This is a genomic window from Silvibacterium dinghuense, from assembly GCF_004123295.1.
Taxonomy (GTDB): Bacteria; Acidobacteriota; Terriglobia; order Terriglobales; family Acidobacteriaceae; genus Silvibacterium; species Silvibacterium dinghuense.
Window position 1 is genome coordinate 900,091 of the sequence record NZ_SDMK01000002.1, and the last position, 19,792, is coordinate 919,882.

The window sequence follows — 19,792 nt, forward strand, 5'->3', positions numbered from 1 at the left end:
ACCGAAAAGTAGGTCCTCGAATCCAGCTCTGTTGGCACGGCCTTCGGGCGAAATGCGGTCGATTGCATCCCTCCCACATCCGGCTTTGGGCTTTCGCCCGCTGCCGTCACACCGGGACCGGCTCATTCGCCGGGGACCGCGGTGAAACTTCGTCCAGGCGCCCTTTCTTCAGGCGCAGAATCCTGTTACATCGTTCCGCCAACTCTGTATTGTGCGTCACAATCACTGACGTCAGATGGTGCGTATGATGCAACCTCTCGATCAGATCAAACACTACACCCGCCGTCCGGCTGTCCAAATCCCCCGTCGGTTCGTCCGCAAGTAACACCTTCGGTCCGGTCACCAGAGCCCGGGCCAGCGAAACCCGCTGCTGTTCGCCGCCGGACAACTCCCCCGCCCGATGCGTGGCGCGGTCCGCCAACTCCACCTCTGCCAGCCATTTGCGGGCTGCATCGTTGGCTTTCGCAGGGCTCTCCCCACGCGCCAGCAGCGGCATGGCGACATTCTCGAGCGCGGTAAATTCGGGCAGAAGGTAGTGAAACTGCCAGACATAGCCGACCTCGCGATTGCGAAAGGTGGCAGCCTGGCTGGAGGTCATATTTCTCAAGCGGATTGACGCGCAGTATACGTCACCGCTGGATGGGCTATCAAGGGCGCCGAGGATGTGCAGAAGCGTGCTTTTCCCCGCCCCGGACTCGCCTACGATGGCCAGCATTTCCCCGGCCGGAACCTCAAAGCTCAGACCGTCGAACAGGACCAGTTTGCCCCGCCCCGTGGTGTACTCCTTCCGCAAATCCACCACTTCGATGGCCTTTGGATGAGACGAGGGGGCAGAAGGTCGCAACGCGGGGAGCCCCTGCGGAGAAAACGACGAATCGGTCGAGGAAAGCTCCATATCTACCTGTATCACTCTTAAACGCAAAAGGGGAAAAAAGGTTTGCACCGGCCAGAGGATGAATTACGGAAAGTAGAGGCAGGCAAAAGACTTCCCTTTTGCGGATCGCTACAACCGGCACCGTCACTCCGCAGCATGCAGCGGCGCGGAAGGCATCGCATGCAGCGCGATCAGCTCCGTCTGCACCCGGCGCCACGCCTTCCGGTTCTTCCGCGTCGTAATCGGAGCGTTCGGATCGGCATAGTACGCCTCGATATCCTGCCGCAGAGACTCCGGCACAGGAACATCCGACCGTACCAGCCGGTCGAGCAGTCGCGCATAGGTCTTATCCGTCAGCGGATACGCCCCCGGCCGCACCGGGTAGCCGGTATCGAGATCGCGGTTTTCCAGCTGCATCGCCAGGCGCGGATCGACCTGGGGCTCGGCCGCAAGCCGGGCCAGGATCTGCTGATAGCGGTCTATCGTACGGTTCACGCTGACCACGTACTTCTCCTCCGTCTCCTGATTCGGTCCGCGAATCGCCAGGTACGACATCGGCCCGATCTTGGGCACGATCAGGATCAGAAAAGCCACCAGATGCGTCCGGATGCCAGGCTCTTTCCGGTATTGCTCCCAGCCATTCTGAAAGTCCGCATCGGACAACCGCTTTTCGAACTGCTGAAAATCAGGGGATGGCAGATCCGCGGGCATGCTCTTCCCGTGAAGCAGAACTTCGCCATACGCAAAATCCGGGACAAAGGTGCGGACAGCCCAGCGATAGCTCTGGGTAGCAGCCCTGCGGTCATGCACGATGCTGCGCAGTTCCAGGCCATAGGTCTCATAAAAGGCCTGGTCCAGCAGCCGCGAGGGCACGCGCAGCCCGATGTGCTGCAGGTAGGCCGAAGGCGCGAACCGCCGCTTGCTGAGCTGGTTCACATCAAAAGCGAATTCCGTCCGGACATGCCCATGCGGACTCTCGTCATAGGTGACAACCGGCCCATATTTCGCCGCGAGGCCGGGAAACTCGATCGCCGTCGAAGGATTCGTTGCATCCTGATGTCCGTAGCTGTCGCCCAGGTAATGGGAGAGCGCCCCGAGTGCGAAGGCCAGCTCGTCTACGTCGCGCGCATCGCGAATCAGCGCCGCAACAAAGTCCCCGGTGCGCACGTAGTGCGTCAGCGCGCTGAAGAACTCCTTCCCGAAGGGGTAGTAGCCCGCATCCTGGATCGCGCATCCGCCGTAAGCATAGGACTGCGCCCGGCGCAGCTCTTCTTCCGTCGTATGCGGATAGCGGCTCAACAGCACCGGCCGGATCGACTCACGCCAGGCAAGATCGACGATCTGCTGATGTGTCAGCACCGAATAACCGAAACCGGATTGCGCCATGCAGGGCAGAAGCAGTGCGGCAAGCAGAATCCGGCAGTGATGAAGAACGCGCATCGTGCACCTATTCGTAGCGCAGCGCCTCAGCCGGCAGCACGCGCGCCGCCGAGCTCGAAGGATAGAGCGTCGCCAGCAGCGAAACCCCCAACGAAAGCGCCGTCACCAATACGCCATCGGACAGTCGCGGCGCAAACGGCAGATAGTCGATCGAATACACCTCCGCCGAAAGCGGAAACCGATAGTGGCCGCCTATCCAACAGATGAGATACCCGAGAATCAGGCCGAAGATGGTACCGATCACGCTGATGAGAAATCCCTGCATCAGGAAGATGCGGCGGATCTGTGCCGGCTGCACACCCAGCGACATCAGCACCGCAATATCCTTGGTCTTCTCCATCACCATCATCGTCAGCGCGATCAGAATATTCAGCGCTGCCACACAGACAATCAGCCCGATCACGATGAAGGTCACCACCTGCTCAAGGCGCAGCGCGTGGAAGAGCTCGCGGTTCTGCTCCATCCAGTTCGTCGTCATGAAGCCCGGTCCCGCCGCCTGCTCAATCTCCTTCGCAATGCGATCGGCGTGGTAGAGATTATCGACTTTGAACGAGATCAGCGAAACCAGATCCGGCTCGCTGAAGAGCGTCTGCGCATCTTTCAGGCGCAGGAAGCCGAAATTCGAATCGTACTGATAAAAGCCGGAGTGAAAGATGCCCACAACGCGAAAGCGTTGCAGCTTGGGCAACAAACCATAGGGCGTCAGCGTCCCTTGCGGACTGATCGCCATCACCGTCGAGCCCACCGTCGCATCGATGGAGTCCGCAAGATCGCTGCCGATCACAATCGGCGGCGTCGCCTCGCCTGCGACGCTGATTGTGTCCTGCGCATCCGGCGCAAGGTCTGCAGCCGAGCCGGCCTTCAGGTGATCGAGCAAACCACTGACTGTTTTCTCATCGCCAGGAATGATGCCCTTCAGCATCGCACCGCCTGAGAGCGACCCGCGCGAAAGCAGCACCGGCTCATAAAGACCCGGCGCATCCGCCGTGACATGAGGCAGATGGCGCAACCGCTCCGTAAGCGCGCGCCAGTCGCGGATGCCGTCATTCTGCACCCGCAGCAGATCCACGTGCGCCGTCGAGCTGACCAGACGATCCCGCAGATCGCGGGTCATGCCATTCGTAATGGCCAGCGCGATAATCAGCGACGCCACACCTACAGCCACGCCCACAATCGAAATCACTGTAATAACGCCGACCACCGCCTGGCGGCGCTTGGCGCGAAGATAGCGGGCGGCAATGAAAAGTTCAAAACGCATGACTGATCTTTTTTCTCACTTCCGCGCTCTTAGCGCACCACGCTCTTTGCGGCCACCATATTGTCATAGCGGTCATATACGCGCACCGTAACCGTGTGCTCGCTCGCATTCACCGGAGCAGGCTCGCCCGGCTGTAGCGGATGCAGCGTTGCATCGAAGGCATAATGCTCGGTCAGCGAGTCGGAGATATGGCCGACCGGCTCGACATACTGCCACGGCCCTGCATCCACGGAGTACTCCGCATGATCGATCGGCGTCGCGGCATCCGTAGCTGAAAGCTCGACATGAATCCTGCCTGTAACCAGTTTCGCCGTCATGCCTGTGATATTCGGCGGCGTCGTATCGATCACAAACCGCTCGCTCACTCGCTCGCCGCTCAGCGCATCGCCCGGATTATGCGAAGGCGCATCGCTGGCCACGATCTTCAGGTGATACGGCCCATCGGGCAAAGCGGCGGCGTCAAAGGTGAGGAAGCGGTCCGTCACCTTGTCCTTCAGGAGCTGCCAGTTCTGCTCGCCATCGCCGCGATAGTAAATCGAGAAGACAAGATCGTCGCCATTGTCGTCATGCGCGAGCCAGCGCGCCGTCACTGCCGACTTGTCGCGAATGCCGGGCAACGGCTCACGCCCGGGCTCCTGTCCCAGGTTGATGATCCCTGCGTTCTGCGGTGTGGGAAAGTTGATTGTCGTAGGCTGAGGCAAGGACGGCATCGCAGCAGCCGTATTTGCTCGCACGCCCGTCTGCACCACAATCTCATCGACCACCGGAGCCACATTCACCGGCAGATAGTTCACTCCGACAGAATCCAGATTGGCGCCCGGATGCAGCACAGCCTTCCACTGTACGAAACGCGCCGCATCGACACCGATCGCACCGTCATTCGGCGTCACCTTTTTCCAGTCGCTCCAAGCTCGCTCGGGGTTTTCAATGTTTCCAGCGCGGGCATAAAGCTCAAAGGCCGAAGCCGGAGCCGCAGCGGAAGAATCCACCTCGGCGCGTCCCCACTGCGAGAAGACTCCGGCATCGAAGACATCGCTGGTGTAGCTGCCGTCTGGCGCGTCGTCATGCGAGAGCAGATAGAGCTTGCCGGTGTTCGCAGTCGCTACCCACGTCCCCCGCGCCGTGTCCGCAAAGCCCGTCGCCTGCGAGGAATCGAGGTGCACAATATCCGCAAAGGTGCCATCTTCCTGGATGCGATAGATTCGCCCGCGATTGCCGGTCGCCGCGACAAGTCCCTGCGGCGTCCAGCGCAGCGCGTAAACAATATCGTCATGCCCGGACCAGAGCTTGCGCGGCGCGCCATTCGCGGCAATCTCTACAATCTCCGAGCCATCGGGAATCACCGTGTTGCCGTTGAATGCCTGCACCGAACCCGGCTGCACAACTGTAATCGTCGCTGTAACAGATACATTTCCCTGTACCGGCAGCGTCGGCAGCGAGTTGTGCCCCTTCTCGCCCACCGCGGCGGCGTAGACCGCTCCCTGCGGTGAAACGGCTACCGAGGTGATCTCACGCTTCGGTGCGTCATAGATCACATATCCCTTGCCATTGCGATCGATGCGGTACACCAGCCCGGTGCCGTCCGAACCTGCGATGAGATTGCCATCCGGCGCAAAGGCCAGCGAGCGGATATGCTCCTCGTCGCTCTTGAAAAAGAGCTCTGGCTTGCCGCCAGGCGCAACCCGGTACACCGCCGCCGGTCCGCCGGCCGCGATGTAGAGCCGTCCCTGCGCATCGAAAGCCATGTCCCAGACATACTTCGGCTTCTCCTGCGTAGCGGCAGGATCGAAAACCAGCGTGGCATTCTCTTCGGTGCGATCCGTTGCCTGCGGATCGAGCCGGTACACCTTGCCCGAGGGCAACGTCGCCGCATACACCGCACCATCCGGCCCGACACGCACCGCCTGCACGCTCAGATCTTTCGTCGTGAAGAGCTTCGTCGTCTTGCCATCGGGAGTAATGCGCAGCACCGTAGCCGGTGTCCCGGTGGCGACATACGCGTTCCCGTCCTTATCGGCGGCAACGGACCAGAGATAAGTCGAAGGCGTCGTGGTGACAAGGCGGCTCGAAGGTCCGGCAATCAGGTGGCCGTCGCTGGTGATCGCGACCCCTTCAGGCTTTCCCTTTTCCAGCTCTTCATAGCTGGATTGCAACCAGAGCTTCGTGCCCTGCGCATGCAGGTGCAATGGGAAGAGGGAGAATGCGAAGAGAGGAAGAAGGAGTGCCGAAGACCGACGCATCATGCTGCAAAAAGTCTAGCAGTGATGCGGGAACGACCCCAATGTCTTGTCATCCCGACCGGAGCGGAGCGAAGTGGAGGGGTCTGCTGTTTTCCAGTCGCATGGGAGCAGTGGCATGAGGCGCAATCGCCCGGACGGCCAGTCCCGCGACCAGAGGGAGCGGAGGCCGAAGGCAATCCGCCCTACGCGGAGCAGCCGCCCTGAGCGGTTAGTTTCCCAGCACCGCGCGGTAGCGAAGCTGCCCCTTGCGCAGCCGTCCCAGCGCCTGGTTGGCCTCGGACATGCGGAAACTCTCAATGCGAGCCCGGATATTGTGGCGCGCGGCCACATCGAGCATCTCGGCAATGCGGCCCGGGCTGCCCGTGTTCGATCCGCAGACGCTGCGCTGCACCGAGATCAGCGGAAAGCCCGGGAGCGAGATCGGCTTCTCCGGTGCGCCGACAAAACAGAGCGTGCCATGCGGACGGAGCGTCTGCACGAATGCGGCCCAGTCAAGATCCGCTGTAATGGTCGAGATAATAAGGTCGAAGCTGCCCGTCAGCTCCTTGATGGACTTCGACTCGCGCGAGTTCACAAAATGATGCGCGCCCAGCTCGCGAGCCTCCTGCTCCTTCGAGGCAGACGTGGAAATTGCCGTCACCTCCGCGCCGAAGACGCGGGCGAACTGCACCGCAAGGTGCCCCAATCCCCCCAGGCCGATGATGCCCACGCGCGAGGTCGGGTTAATGCCCAGGCTGCGCAGCGGCGAATATACCGTGATACCCGCGCACAACAACGGCGCCGTCGTATCGCTCTCCAGCGACTCCGGCAGCGGCACCGCAAAACGCGCATTCACGCGGATCGCATCGGCAAAACCGCCATGCCGATGCACGCAGGTCGGCTGAGCGCTGGCGCAGAGATTCTCTTCTCCCTTGCGGCACCATTCGCAGCGTCCGCAGGAGTTGGCCTGCCACCCAATGCCCACGCGCGTCCCCACCTCCAGCCCGAGCACCGCCGAGCCCACCGCCGAAACCATGCCCACGATCTCATGGCCGGGGATCAGCGGATACTGGCTGATGCCCCAGTCATTGTCGATGAGGTGAGCATCGGAATGGCAGACGCCACAATGCGAGATGCGCACTTCCACGTCGTAGGGATTCAGTTCGCCGGTTTTGTACTTGAAGGGCAGGAGTTCCGCCCCGGCTGCGTGCACAGCATAGCCCTGAATGAATGACATTGCGTCCAACCTGTCGATGATGCGGATCGGAATGCCGGCTGAAAAATCCGCCGGCACGAAGGTCCAACCTATTCTACCCGGATTGCTATCACCTGCTGACCATTCAAAACAGCATCGACCGGAAGCGATGCCAGAGGAATCGCAGACTCGCCATTCAAAGACACAGAATGATGATCATGTCCGGGCTCCAGAGCGTTGGCCAGCGAAAGCGGAACAGCCGTCAGCGTACGCCCTTCCATGCCGATCTGCGGATCGGGAGCGAGCAGCGTTACATAGAGCCGGTCGCTCGCATGCTGAGCATTCAGCTGCGCAATCGTCGCCGTCACATCGAGACCGGGCCCACCCATCTGCGGCGGCTGCAGGATACGGTCGAGCGTGGCCCCATCACTCACCAGCAGGCGCACCTTGCCGCTGGGCAGGTTGGCAGGCAGCGTAATGGGGATGAGCACATTTTTCACCTCGCCATGCCAGGGCTGGAGCGTCACCTGCACGGAAATCGTACTGCCCGCCTTCGCCTCGTTCCGGTCAATGGTCGCCTGCTGAATCTCCACCGTGCGACGGCCGGGGATCGCCTCCACATCGACCGCGATGCCTTCGATCGGTGTGCGCCGCCCGGCATTCTCATACAGCTTCGTGAACGACTGCCCCAGCACCACCGCGGCCATCAGGCTTGCCGGAGCAAGATCGGAGGGAGCAATCAGGTTTTCCAGCTGCACCTCCGGATAGCCCTTAAGCCGCACCTGCGCACGAATGCGGTAGGTCGTCTCCGCGGCATAATGATTCGACTCCATCAGCCCCTGGTATACCGACACCATCACCGCCGAAGGCGTGACCTGTTCCTGATCGACAACCTCCAGGTGCAGCGTCTTCGCATCCGCTAAGCTTCCCTGCTGCGCGATATGCACCGTCAGAGGAATCATGCGCGCATCCAGATGAAACTGCCCCATGATCGCCGTCTCGCGATCCTGCGTAAAGGAGCCGATCGTCGACGTTGTGTTCACAATCTTGAAGGCGTTGTATTCCGAAGGCAGGGTCGCTACCACGTCGGCGCGCGTCATCGGCATCGAAACCGGACCGAACTGCGTAATCGGATGCCCGCAGGCCAGCAGATGCTTCGCATCCACGTAGGTCACCGTGCAGGTCGCAGCAATGTCCAGATCGCCGCGCACCAGGATCGCACTCACCGCCGAGCCCGGAATCACCGGATCACCGGCACTCGCCGCATCGTCGGCCTCTGACCCCGCCCCGCCGATACCGGCCACCGGCATCAAGCCCAGGTCGGGCGCATGCTCCTTCCAAAGCTGCAACGCCTCCGGAGCAAATCCCGAGAAGATCAGCGGTGTATCAATCGGCCGGATCAGCGAAGCACCCGGAACCAGCGCGGCAAGCGAAGCATCCCCCGTTTCTCTCCTGGACACACCCGCAGCCACCGCCTCCGATGCAACTGGAGCGCCCGCACGCGCTTCTGCCACCTGCATCGTCTCTTCAGAGACCTCGTCACGCACCTGCAGCATCTGCTCAATCGGCGTGATGCCGCAGATCGGCTCCTTGCTGAAGACGCCGATGCGATAGGCCAGCGCGCCGGCAAGCTTGCCATCTATATAGACAGGGCTGCCGCTCATGCCCGCGACCACCCCGGTATATTCCGGCTTCTGGCCATGGAGCCGCGCCAGAATCATGTCCTGATGCGGGCCGATGGCATTGTGCAGCACGCCGAGAATTTCAACATCCATGGGCTCGGGCGCTGTGCCTTCAAAGACCGTCCATGCCGTCCCATGCAGGCCGCGATGCACCTGCGACAGGGGAAAAACCGTATTGGAAGGAGGCGGAACAGGAGTCTCCGCCTGAAGCGCTGCGCAAGAAACACAGGCAAGAGCCAGCACGAGCCGGGACGTACGGCGAAGGAGGTCCAAAGTCAGACGGTGCACGCTTTTTAGACTAGAGCAAAGCAGGCTCCGAGGCACAGATCACATCCCGCTTGCTGAGAACCGGCCTTGAGACCACAATGGTGGCTAGCCATGAAATCCGTCTCCGGCCGTTTTGCAGTTGCGCTGACTTCACTGCTCGTCCTCGTTCCGGGATCAGTCCAGGCTTTGGGTCAGCAAAGTGACTCCACCACCCAGCCTGCGCAGCAGCAGACGACGCAAACCTCGACTCCGCCGCAGCAGGATCAGACTGCGCCGCAGGATGGCGGCCCGACCGGCGACAACGGCGCCATCGCCATCCCCAAGAAAAAAGAGAAGGACGATACTCCCCCCCCGCTGCCCCCGCCGCCACCGAAGAACCCCGCAGGCATGGGCACCCTCTCCCTGCGCGTAAACGTGCCGGAAGTTTCAGTGGATGTAGGCGTGATCCTTGAGAAGACGCACCAGTTCGTACCCAATCTGCAGCAGGCGAATTTCCGCGTATGGGAAGACGGGCAGCCGCAGCAGGTCACGCACTTCCAGCAGATCAAGGCGCCCATCACCGCCGTCATGCTGCTGGAGTTTGCAGCCAACAGTTATTACTTCATCAATGACATGCGCAACGCCGCCTGGACCTTCGCCCAGCAGCTGCGTCCGGACGACTATGTCGCCGTCATGACCTATGACATGCACACTCAAATCCTGACGGACTTCACCACCGACAAGCGTCAGGTCATGAGCGCGCTCAACACGCTGACCCTCCCCACCTGGCACGAGACCAATCTCTTCGACGCGCTCTACCAGACGCTCGACCGCCTCAGCCGCGTCGAAGGCCGCAAGTACATCGTGCTCATCTCCTCCGGGCGCGATACCTTCTCGAAGATCAATCTGGACAAGGTGCTGCAGAAGATCCGCGCCACCCCCAATGTCACCATCTTCACCATCAGCACCGGACAGTGGGTACGGACCATGACCGAAGGCCGCGGCGGCATGAGCGGCCAGATCCGCGACATGAACTACCTCCAGGCCGACAACCAAATGAATACCTTCGCGCGGATGACCGGCGGCATGTCCTTCTTCCCCCGCTTTTCCGGGGAGCTGCCGGATGACTTCGGCATGATCAACGAGTCGATCCGCAACCAGTATGTGCTGACCTACACGCCGACCAACCAGAAGCTCGACGGCACCTACCGCAAGATCCAGATCGAGCTGGTCGACAACGAGGGCCACCCGCTCCGCATGCAGGATGAAAAGCACAAGCCGCTCAAGTACGACATCATCTCCCGCGACGGTTACAAGGCCAAGCAGGAAGTCGAATAGCCTGAAACGGAACGCCGGAAGATAAATTTGGCCCGCCGGGGCGACTTTTGAGCGGCACTGCGGTTGGATACCATTGAGGCGCTGATTTCAGGCAGAAAAGAAGGTATCAGCGCTTGGAGCCTGCCATGCCTCTCCCCTTCCCAACACGCCGGGCCTTTCTGAAGAGCGGCGCCCTGGCTGTCGTCGGCACTGCGGCCATCCCTTCCTTTCTCACCCGTTCGGTTCTGGCCCAGGCCACCACGGCGCAGGCTCAAGGCAAGCGGCTGGTGGTCATCTTCCAGCGCGGCGCAGCCGACGGCCTGAACATCGTCGTCCCCTGGCGCGAAAAGGCCTACTACGACGTACGGCCCACCATCGCCATTCCCCAGAAGCAGGTACTCGATCTCGACGGATTCTTCGGATTCCATCCGGCCATGGCCCCTCTGAAACCGCTCTGGAACCAGAAGCATCTGGCCATCGTCCACGCCTGCGGATCGCCGGACCCGACGCGCTCCCACTTCGATGCCCAGGACTTCATGGAATCGGGCACCCCGGGCATGAAGGCCACCAACGACGGTTGGCTGAACCGCGCCCTCGCCACCGAAACCCCGGCCCATCATGGCGAGTCCCCCTTCCGGGCCGTTGCGCTCGGCACGCAGCTTCCGCGCACCCTGCAGGGCCGAATACCGGCAGTAGCCGTCAACAATGTAAAGAACTTCACCGTCGGAGCCGCGGAACCCACGCAGGATTTCTCAACCATGTACGACGAGAGCGTGAATGCCGTTCTCCACGGCACCGGGCAGGAAACCTTTGAAGCCGTACGCATGCTCAAGGCCACCAATCCGGCATCCTACGTTCCCGCGGCTGGAGCAAACTACCCGAACACCGCCTTCGGCAACAGCATGAAGCAGATCGCCCAGCTTCTCAAAGCCAATCTCGGCGTCGAGACCGCCTTCGCCGACATCGGCGGCTGGGACACGCATCAGAACCAGGGCTCCGTCAATGGTCAGCTTGCCGGCCGCCTCAAGGAGATGAGCGAGAGCCTCGCCGCCTTCTGGACCGATATGGGAGACCAGGCTGAAAGCATCACCCTGGTCACCATGTCCGAGTTCGGCCGCACCGTCCATCAGAACGGCACCGGCGGCACCGACCACGGCCACGCCAATGTCATGTTCGTCATGGGCGGGCAGGTTGCCGGAGGCAAGGTCTACGGCAAGTGGCCCGGCATGGAGAAGAACCAGCTCTACGAGGAGCGGGATCTGGCCATCACCACCGACTTCCGGCAGGTTTTAGGAGAGTCTGTCTATAAAACACTGGGAGCCCGGAATCTTAATGCCGTATTCCCCGATTCCGGCATTCAATCCAATCGTTTTCCTGGACTCCTTAAAGCATAACTTGAAGGCATCCAGCTAGTAACGACTCCGCGGCTTCTCTCAAGCGATACTTCAGAAACAGCCTGCAACAACAGAAAAGGCAGGAGCCTGGCTCCTGCCTTTCTCGTTTCTCAGACCGGGGCAGAAACCGGAGACCTCAGCCTTCCGGTTCCAGGATCTGCAGGGCGAAAGGCTTCTCCAGCAGGCAGGACATCGTCTCGATCCGGTCGAGTGCGCGCCGCAGACAGGAGCTGGTACAGGGTTCAACCGTCACCACGAACGGCAGATTCGAGGTCTCGAAGCCCGGCTTCTGGAAGATGGCGTGGATGTTGATCCCCTCCACAGCCAGCGCCTGCGCAATCTCCGCGATGATCCCCGGACGGTCGTCTACAACAAAGCGGATCGAGTGCCGCAGCAGGAACTCGCCGCCCAGTGCCGTCTTGCGGCTGGGCAGATCGACAGCCCGCGAGCCGTGCGCCATCGAAATCAGGTCTGAGACCACAGCGACCGCCGTCGGATGACCACCGGCGCCATGCCCGGAGAAGACCACGTCTCCGCCGTATTTGCCGCCCACCAGCACCGTATTCTCCGTCCCGTGCGACCAGGCCAGCGGCGAAGCCTTCGGCACCAGCATCGGTCCCACGCTCGCCAGTACATCGCCCGAGGCAAGATCCTCGCCGCGAATCTCTGCCCGCGAAATCTGCCGGATCGTGCAGTCCAGCTCCTTGGCATAGGCAAAATCAATCGCCGAAACCGCGCGAATCGACCGGCAGGGGATCTCGGACGGATCAAGGTCGGCGCGCAGCGCCAGGCGGGAGAGGATCACCAGCTTGGCACGGGCGTCGAAGCCATCCACATCCTCCGTCGGATCGGCCTCGGCATAGCCGAGCTCCTGCGCTTCCTTGAGCACGTCGGCATACTCGGCGCCCTGCTCCATCTTCGAAAGGATGAAATTGCAGGTGCCGTTCAGAATGCCCTCGATGCGCAGTACCTGATCACCGGCAAGTCCCTGCTGGAGGCCCGGAATCACCGGGATACCGCCAGCGACCGCCGCACCATAGAGCAGATGCGCACCCTTCGAGCGGGCCAGCTTCTCGAGCGCAATACCCTGTGTCGCGATCAGCTTCTTGTTTGCCGTCACCACCGACTTGCCCGAGGCCAGCGCACGCTCCACCCAGCCAGCGACGGGGTCAAGCCCGCCCATCAGCTCGACGATGACATCCGCATCGGAGCTCAGAATCGTCTCAATGTCCTCCGTCCAGCAGACCGTCGAAGGCACCCAGTCCTTCTTCTTGCGCGCGATGTTGCGGTTGTAGATGTGCGTGAGCACCAGGCCCTGGGGCTGGCGATCGACGAGAATGCGCGCGACCGAGCTGCCAACGGTCCCAAAACCAAGAACGGCGACTTTCAGAGGAGATGCAGGTGACGGCACTTCTTGCTCCGTGAGTGAGGTTTGCTCTTAGGGTATATGACAATCCGCCTTTACCTGCCCTCGCTTGCAGGCATGCTTCCGGAGAGAAAGGACTGGAGTGGAACCTCGTCATCTTCCTCGTCATGATTTTCCGCATCTGGTTCCGGCGCGGGAATCAGCGGAATACGCAACTCGGCGCGGCAGCCGTGAGGCTCGCGGTTCATCAGCTCGAGCGTTCCGCCATGCCCCTCGGCGATCTGCCGGGCTAATGCCAGGCCGACACCGCTGCCGGATTTCTTCGTGGTGTAGAAAGGCACAAAAAGATTGGACGGATTGGTAAGACCGGGGCCGTTGTCTTCAATCAGGATGGCAAGCTGCTGCGCATGCAGACGGGTACGCACCGTCACCTCGGGCACCGTAAGATGCGCATCCAGCGGCGCGGCCGCGGCATGGATACCTCCACCCTGCGCCTCCTCCGCGGCTGTCTGCGCAGCTTCCACCGCATTGCGGATCAGGTTGATCAGCAGTTGCTCCATCTGGTCGGGATCAGCCAGAACCTCAAGGCCCTGCACGTCGTCCGCAGGCTCAAGCATCACTTCCAGTCTCTGCTCGAGGCGCACCGTGCGCTCAAGCAGAGGCCATACCGCGATGGGGCGCAGTACCGGCGCAGGAAGCTGGGCCAGCTGACGATAGGCCTGCACAAAGCGATGCAATGACTCGGCGCGGCCCTCAATCACTGAAAGTCCTCGATCGAAGTCCGGAGGCACAGCCGCGGCTTCCGGTCGAGGCAGACGGCTGCGCAGGCTTCCAGCAATCGACTTGATCGGTGTCAGCGAATTACTGATCTCATGCCCCAGCACGCGAATCAGCCGCTGCCATGCCTGCCGCTCCTCTTCACGCAGCGCCGTCGAAACATCGGAGAGCATCACCAGCGTATGCGGCTCGCCGTGCTGGCGGAAGGTGCTGCGGTGCACCATCCAGCGGGTGGGCGAGCGTGCAGGCTGCCCTGCAGACGCAGGAGAGGTGCCGGGATGGCCATCGAAATGAAGGATGCCTTCATCCGGCTGCTGCAAAAGATAGTCCAGTCGCAGATGGATCGCGAAGCGTCCGAGATCGCGGGCCGGATTCAGAACAAAGAGCCGCTCCGCAGCAGGATTCACCAAACGCAGCGCCTGGTACTGGTCAAAGGCCAGCACCGGAGCATCCAGTTCGGCGATCACCCGCCGGAAGAGCGCCGCAGCCTCGAGTGCTCCCAGCCGCTGCGCCTGGTGCATGTCTGCCAGTGCGTTAATCTCAATTGCCAGGTCGCCGAAGGGATCGTCCGGCCGCGCTCCCCGTGCGCGGAAGGAATAATCCTCCTCGCGCAGTGCCGCTACCACGTTGGCCAGCGTCTGCAACGGGCGCACCACCTGATCCATGAAGGAAGCAATGGCCAGCAGCATGGCCAGCGCGGCAATGGTCATGATGCTGACAATCGCCGCAGCCGTCAGCCGCTCCACCATCAGCAGCCACAGCAGAAATCCCAGAGTCGGAAGGCTCAGCAGACAGGAATAAAGCCGCAGCCGCGCCTCGAAGCTGAGGCGTCCACTGATCGGCCGGTTGTGTTTACCCCTGTTTCGTCTCCGGGAGTTCCTAGATGCCATACTTTTCCATCCGCCGGTAGAGCGCTCCCCGGCTCAGGCCGAGGGCTTCTGCCGCCTGACTCACGTTGCCATTGGAACGCGAGAGGGCTTTGCGGATGAGGATACTCTCGACGGACTCCAGACTCATCTCTTCGAGGCTGGGACCGAGGTTGGAAGAGCCTGAAACACGACCCTGCGAGAGGCCGAGATCGATCGCTTCAATCTGCGATCCGCGGGCCATCAGCACCGCACGCTCGATCGTGTGGTCGAGCTCGCGGACATTGCCTGGCCACACATAGTGCAGCAGAGCCTGGATCGCGCCGGGGTCGAACCCCGCCACCTGCTTCCGGTAGCGCTGCGCATAACGGGCAAGAAAATGCGCGGCAAGCAATGGAATGTCCTCGCGGCGCTCGCGCAGCGGCGGCAGGTGAATCTCCACCGTATTCAGGCGGAAGAGCAGGTCGGCGCGGAAGCGTCCGGCCTCCACTTCGGCACGAAGATCGGCATTGGTCGCCGAGAGCACGCGCACATCCACGCGCCGCGTCTTCGACGAGCCCACGCGTTCCATCTCGCCTGTCTCCAGCACGCGCAGCAGCTTGGCCTGCTGCCGCATCGGGATATTGGCAATCTCATCGAGAAAGAGTGTGCCGCCGTCGGCCAGCTCGAATCGGCCAATGCGCTCGGTGCGTGCATCGGTAAACGCGCCCTTCACATGCCCGAACAGCTCGCTCTCAAAGGTTCCCTCCGGCAGCGCCCCGGTGTTCACAGCGACCAGCGTGCGCGAGGCACGCTGCGACAACGCATGCAGCGTCTGCGCTATGACCTCCTTGCCGGTGCCATGCTCACCGGTCACGAGCACATTCGCATCCGAGGGGCCGATGCGCGCCATGGTTGCCAGCACCGACTGCATTACAGGCGCAGTGGCGATCATTTCCGGCAGCCCTTGTGCGCGCAGCATGCGGTTCTCCGCCTCCAGCCGCTGGGCCCGCCGCACAGCCTCGTGCAGCTCAATCTGTGTGCGCAGAATCGTCAGCAGCCGCGCATTGTCCCAGGGCTTCTGGATGAAGTCCTGCGCACCGCGCCGCATCGCTTCGACGGCAACCTCCACGTTGGCCCAGGCCGTCATCACAATGACCGGCATCTGCGGATCGTAGGACTTGATCTGCGACAGAAGATCGAGTCCCTCCTTGCCCGAGGTCGTATCACGCGTGTAATTCAGATCGATCAGCAGCGCGTCGTAGCTCCCGGACATGAGTGCTTCCAGCACCATGTAAGGTGAGCGCGCCGTCTCCAGGCGAAAGCCCTCGGGCTCAAGAAGAAGTTCGAGGGCTTCCAGAATATGAGGCTGGTCATCGGCGACAAGCACGCAGGGCGTGCGGCGAGACTCTGCCACAACACCCGCTGCTTCAAGTTGAGAATTCATAGCCATGGACTGCTTTCAAAGACAACTCTTCAGGGTAACGCGAGACGCTACCCCCAGACAGATCTTAGTGCGTGACGACTCCGGACTTCGCATCGTCGATCGACACATCCATGCGGTCCAGCGTGCTGCCGGTTGCGCGATCGATATCGACCTTCGTCTTCTCGTAGGCGCCCTGAGCCACAGCCAGCGTTGACTCCGCAAGCGCGAGCGCCTGCTCCGAGGTAAGCGTATCGTAGCTCGACATAGCACCAAGCTGTTGCTCCTGCTTGGCAACGTCGAAGGTTTTCTGGGCCAGGTCGCGCGCCTTCTCCGCCGCCAGCACGCGGGCCTTGGCCTGCTGCAGAGCATACTGCGAGTTGCGCACGTCGAAGCGGATCTGTTTCTTTTGAGCCTCGAAGGTCAACTCCTTCTGACGATATTCAAGTACAGCACGGAACTGGTCAGCCTTTGCCACGCGGTTGCGCAACGTAAGGTTGAGCTTGAAACCGACGGTATATTCCGGCGACGAATAATTGAAGGTATCCTGTAACGCACCCCCGATGCCCCCGGGCAGTGTCGTCGAGCAGTACTCCGCGCTATAGCCGGCTTCAAGGCACGCTGGATTCAACTGCCCGCCGTAACCGGAACCATAGAAATTGCCATACAGGCTGAGCGACGGCAGCAATTCATTTTTGACCGTCTTCAGATTGTTCTGTGCAATCTGCATTGCCAGGTCGTCCATCGAGACATCCGGACGATTCTTCTCCGCCTGCTCGATCAAAGCATCGATGGGAGCATCCGAATTCGGATCGTCTGAGCCTTGCAGATCGAGCGGAATCACCGGCATTTCAGCCAGCGCCGGATCGTCCAGCGTCTTGGTCAGCGCGTCTTTGATGAGCATCTCGTTCAAATGCAGGGTGGCCTTGGCGACGGTCAGATCGCCTTCGCTGGTAGCCACGGCGGATTGATCTTTCATCACCTGCATCGCTGGAATCGCCTTCAGATCGAGCTGCTTCTGATCGTCGGAAAGCGTCTCGTTCGCATAAGCCAGCGAATGCTCCTTGATCTGCTCATCCTGATAAGCACTCACCAGATCCCAGTAGATGTTTTCCACTTGTGTCACCGTGGCGATCACCTGGGCACGGAAGCCTAAGTCGGTGAGTTGGCGATTCTTCTTGGCGATATGAATGTAGCGCTCGTTCGTGGCAAGCCCGAACCCCTGCAACAGAGGCTGATTCACGGAAAGCTCAAATGCGGAATAAATCTGCGGATTGAGAATATTTTCCGGAATGTTCGAGGTCTGCCGCTGCCCTTCATAGTTCAGACTGAAGCTCGTACCGGTCGGATACGCCTGCGAATAGCCGTAGAGAAATTCGATCGTGTTGTACTTGACAGTCGGGATACCGTAGAGGACGCTGTTGGTCTCGGTTGCCGTAGTGTGATCGACAAATCCCTGCACGCTCACAACCGGATCGAAGGAGTTGATCGCACTGCCAGCGCCGAGCGTCGAGGTCACAAGACCACCCGCACCGCCGGCGCCACCACCGCTACCAGTTGCCGAAACACCAGCGTTCGAAGAAGACGTTCCTGATGCCCCGCCCTCCGTATTCGATGAGACATTCGTAGCCACACCATTCGCCTGGCCGCCTGCCTTTGTACGGAGAATATCCGTATCGGCAATGGGCAGGTTGTAGCGATAGAACGCGATATCGAGATTGTTCTCAAGCGCCAGCGCAATCGCATCCTTCAGGGAGAGATAGAGCTTGCCGTCGCGCATCAGCGACCCGAGACGCGGTGAGTTCGTCAGGTTCGCCGCCGGCACATCACTGGCCCTGTACGGCGCAAACGGATTGTAGGAGTGCGGCAGCGTGACGTGGAAGGGCATCTGCGGCGCAGAGACCGGCCCCGACTGCTCCTGCCGTGCCATCTGCGCCTGCTGCGCAATGCTGTTGGACTGCGCCGGCTGTGTGGCTGTCGCTGCAGGCGCATTCGGAGCCTGGCTGGTGTCCTGCACCTGCGCAAAAGCCGCAGGAGCGAAACCTGAAGGCCCGAGAGCAATCGCCAGCGATGCTGCGCAGAGACGCTTCCACTGCGGCTGAGGCTGAACGCGAGACCGGGAACTGGGCCGTGAATCCTGACGAGTACCGCGCACTAGACCTTCACCTCCGTGGGAACCTGTAAACCGGGATTCGCCGAATCCATCGTCATCCAGCCATCGCGAACTTCGATCACGCGGCTTCCGAAGGCCGCATTCACCTCCGAGTGCGTTACCTGCACGATCGTGGTGCCCTGGTCATTGAGCTGCTTGAAGAGCTCCATGATTTCCTTGGCCTGGCTCGAATGCAGGTTGCCGGTCGGCTCATCGGCGAGCAACAGCGCCGGCCGGTGAATCACAGCGCGGGCAATGCCCACCAGCTGCTGCTGGCCTCCCGAAAGCTGCGAAGGATAGAGATCCTTCTTGCCGACAATCTGGAAGCGGTCGAGCGTATCGGCCACCAGCCCCTGGCGCTCATTGCGCGGCATGTTCTTGTAGGAGAGCGGCAGGTCGATGTTCTCCTGCACCGTCAGGTCGTCGAGCAGGTGATAACTCTGGAAGACCATGCCGATGTGCCGCTTGGCCAGCTCGGCGCGCTGCTTGCGGTTCATCGCGTGCACCGGCTCGTCCTTGAACCAGTACTCTCCGGCCCATTGGTCGTCGAGCAGGGCGAGAACGTTCAGCAGCGAAGACTTCCCTGCGCCGGATGGGCCCATGATGGTGAGGAATTCGCCTTCGCGGATATCGAGGTTGATGCGGCGTAGCACCCAGTTCTGTCCGGCCCCGGTCTTGTAGCTGCGCTCGATATTTCGTAACTGGATCATGTGCTTCCTTGAAAGGCGGCTGAAGACAAGCGGGTCCATGGCCGCGGGCAAAAGGGCCCGGGCCGCCTGCGCAATCCTGAAGAGCGGCAGACGGCCGGTGTATCAGAGACTCCGAACGAGCACGCGAGCCTTACCGGGCTTCGAGCGCCGGTTCGAGAGCATCGCCTTCGGCAACGACTTTGCCGTCAAAGAGGTGGATGTTGCGCTCGGCATGACGGGCAAAACGCGGATCGTGCGTCACCATGCAGATCGTCGCACCTTCGCGGTGCAGGTTCTGCAGCAGCTCCATCACGGCTTCGCCATTGCGCGAGTCGAGGTTACCGGTCGGTTCGTCCGCCAGCAGGATCGAGGGCGAACCCGCCAGCGCGCGCGCCACGGCCACACGCTGCTGCTGACCACCGGAGAGCTGCGAAGGATAGTGCTTCATGCGGTGCGCCATCGAGACACGCTCGAGCGACTCCTGGACCCGTCTTTTTCTCTCGGCAGCCGACATGCCGGTGCGATAGGTCAGCGGCAGCTCGACATTCTCGTAAACCGTGAGATCGCCGATCAGGTTGAAGCTCTGGAAGATGAAGCCGATCTCCTGGTTGCGGATGCGCGAGCGCTGGGCAAAGTTCAGGTTCTCGACCGCATGGCCGTTGAGCTGATACTTGCCTCCGGTCGGCGTGTCCAGCAGGCCGATGATCGAGAGCAGCGTCGACTTGCCGCAGCCCGAGGGGCCGGACATGGCGACGTACTCACCTTTGTGAATGTTGAGGTGGATGCCCGAGAGTGCGTGTGTCTCGATCTCGTCGGTATAGAAGACCTTGGTAAGGCCTTCGATCTCAATCAGCGGCTGCCTTGTTTCCGTCATGCCCTCTGCTCCTTCTTTCTGATCTCTCAAACTTCGCTGTC

14 protein-coding genes are annotated in these 19,792 nt (G+C 61.3%); 2 read left to right on the forward strand and 12 right to left on the reverse strand.

Annotated elements, in window-relative coordinates; translation table 11 throughout:
* Positions 1–106 precede the first annotated feature (106 nt).
* The 6 genes from ESZ00_RS12965 to ESZ00_RS12990 form a co-directional block, all read right to left on the reverse strand.
* Positions 107–895, reverse strand: coding sequence for an ABC transporter ATP-binding protein (locus ESZ00_RS12965; RefSeq protein ID WP_129208677.1), 789 nt, complete (start codon positions 893–895; stop codon positions 107–109).
* 123 nt (positions 896–1,018) lie between these two features.
* The gene (locus tag ESZ00_RS12970; RefSeq protein ID WP_129208678.1) at positions 1,019–2,314 is read right to left on the reverse strand and encodes a zinc dependent phospholipase C family protein; all 1,296 of its coding nucleotides are present in this window, start codon (positions 2,312–2,314) and stop codon (positions 1,019–1,021) included.
* 7 nt (positions 2,315–2,321) lie between these two features.
* Positions 2,322–3,572, reverse strand: a complete 1,251-nt coding sequence (locus tag ESZ00_RS12975; protein WP_129208679.1) for an FtsX-like permease family protein — start codon at positions 3,570–3,572, stop codon at positions 2,322–2,324.
* A 29-nt stretch (positions 3,573–3,601) separates the two neighbouring features.
* Positions 3,602–5,725, reverse strand: coding sequence for a WD40 repeat domain-containing protein (locus ESZ00_RS12980; RefSeq protein ID WP_229741246.1), 2,124 nt, complete (start codon positions 5,723–5,725; stop codon positions 3,602–3,604).
* Positions 5,726–6,020: 295 nt separating this feature from the next.
* Complete coding sequence (locus ESZ00_RS12985; protein WP_129208681.1) at positions 6,021–7,028, reverse strand: NAD(P)-dependent alcohol dehydrogenase; 1,008 nt, start codon at positions 7,026–7,028, stop codon at positions 6,021–6,023.
* A gap of 68 nt (positions 7,029–7,096) precedes the next feature.
* Positions 7,097–8,911: a SpoIVB peptidase S55 domain-containing protein gene (locus tag ESZ00_RS12990; RefSeq protein WP_476749593.1), complete on the reverse strand. Its 1,815-nt coding sequence runs from the start codon at positions 8,909–8,911 to the stop codon at positions 7,097–7,099.
* 135 nt (positions 8,912–9,046) lie between these two features.
* Between ESZ00_RS12990 and ESZ00_RS12995 the strand changes: the two genes are divergently transcribed.
* Entirely contained in the window at positions 9,047–10,252 is a 1,206-nt protein-coding gene (locus tag ESZ00_RS12995; RefSeq protein WP_129208683.1) for a VWA domain-containing protein, read from the forward strand.
* Positions 10,253–10,377: 125 nt separating this feature from the next.
* Positions 10,378–11,625: a DUF1501 domain-containing protein gene (locus tag ESZ00_RS13000; RefSeq protein WP_129208684.1), complete on the forward strand. Its 1,248-nt coding sequence runs from the start codon at positions 10,378–10,380 to the stop codon at positions 11,623–11,625.
* Between the two features lie 136 nt (positions 11,626–11,761).
* Here the strand turns inward: ESZ00_RS13000 and ESZ00_RS13005 are convergent, their stop codons facing one another.
* The 6 genes from ESZ00_RS13005 to ESZ00_RS13030 form a co-directional block, all read right to left on the reverse strand.
* Positions 11,762–13,036 (reverse strand): homoserine dehydrogenase, encoded by a 1,275-nt coding sequence (locus ESZ00_RS13005; RefSeq protein ID WP_129208685.1) that lies wholly within the window; start codon positions 13,034–13,036, stop codon positions 11,762–11,764.
* A gap of 50 nt (positions 13,037–13,086) precedes the next feature.
* Positions 13,087–14,658 (reverse strand): sensor histidine kinase, encoded by a 1,572-nt coding sequence (locus ESZ00_RS13010; RefSeq protein WP_229741248.1) that lies wholly within the window; start codon positions 14,656–14,658, stop codon positions 13,087–13,089.
* A complete protein-coding gene (locus ESZ00_RS13015) occupies positions 14,648–16,060 on the reverse strand; it encodes a sigma-54-dependent transcriptional regulator (RefSeq protein ID WP_129208686.1) in 1,413 nt (470 codons plus the stop codon). Before ESZ00_RS13015 ends, ESZ00_RS13010 begins: the two co-directional genes overlap by 11 nt.
* A gap of 64 nt (positions 16,061–16,124) precedes the next feature.
* Positions 16,125–18,191, reverse strand: coding sequence for a TolC family protein (locus ESZ00_RS13020; RefSeq protein WP_229741250.1), 2,067 nt, complete (start codon positions 18,189–18,191; stop codon positions 16,125–16,127).
* On the reverse strand, positions 18,191–18,898 hold the full coding sequence (locus ESZ00_RS13025; protein WP_129208687.1) for an ABC transporter ATP-binding protein: 708 nt from the start codon (positions 18,896–18,898) through the stop codon (positions 18,191–18,193). Before ESZ00_RS13025 ends, ESZ00_RS13020 begins: the two co-directional genes overlap by 1 nt.
* Positions 18,899–19,028: 130 nt before the next feature.
* Positions 19,029–19,751 (reverse strand): ABC transporter ATP-binding protein, encoded by a 723-nt coding sequence (locus ESZ00_RS13030; protein ID WP_129208688.1) that lies wholly within the window; start codon positions 19,749–19,751, stop codon positions 19,029–19,031.
* Positions 19,752–19,792: the final 41 nt, after the last annotated feature.

Coding starts and splice junctions, on each gene's coding strand:
- ESZ00_RS12970 (WP_129208678.1), bottom strand. CDS start 2,314: ATGCGCGTTCTTCATCACTGCCGGATTCTGCTTGCCGCACTGCTTCTG.
- ESZ00_RS12995 (WP_129208683.1), top strand. CDS start 9,047: ATGAAATCCGTCTCCGGCCGTTTTGCAGTTGCGCTGACTTCACTGCTC.
- ESZ00_RS13030 (WP_129208688.1), bottom strand. CDS start 19,751: ATGACGGAAACAAGGCAGCCGCTGATTGAGATCGAAGGCCTTACCAAG.
- ESZ00_RS13025 (WP_129208687.1), bottom strand. CDS start 18,898: ATGATCCAGTTACGAAATATCGAGCGCAGCTACAAGACCGGGGCCGGA.
- ESZ00_RS12975 (WP_129208679.1), bottom strand. CDS start 3,572: ATGCGTTTTGAACTTTTCATTGCCGCCCGCTATCTTCGCGCCAAGCGC.
- ESZ00_RS12965 (WP_129208677.1), bottom strand. CDS start 895: ATGGAGCTTTCCTCGACCGATTCGTCGTTTTCTCCGCAGGGGCTCCCC.
- ESZ00_RS13015 (WP_129208686.1), bottom strand. CDS start 16,060: ATGAATTCTCAACTTGAAGCAGCGGGTGTTGTGGCAGAGTCTCGCCGC.
- ESZ00_RS13010 (WP_229741248.1), bottom strand. CDS start 14,658: ATGGCATCTAGGAACTCCCGGAGACGAAACAGGGGTAAACACAACCGG.
- ESZ00_RS12985 (WP_129208681.1), bottom strand. CDS start 7,028: ATGTCATTCATTCAGGGCTATGCTGTGCACGCAGCCGGGGCGGAACTC.
- ESZ00_RS13000 (WP_129208684.1), top strand. CDS start 10,378: ATGCCTCTCCCCTTCCCAACACGCCGGGCCTTTCTGAAGAGCGGCGCC.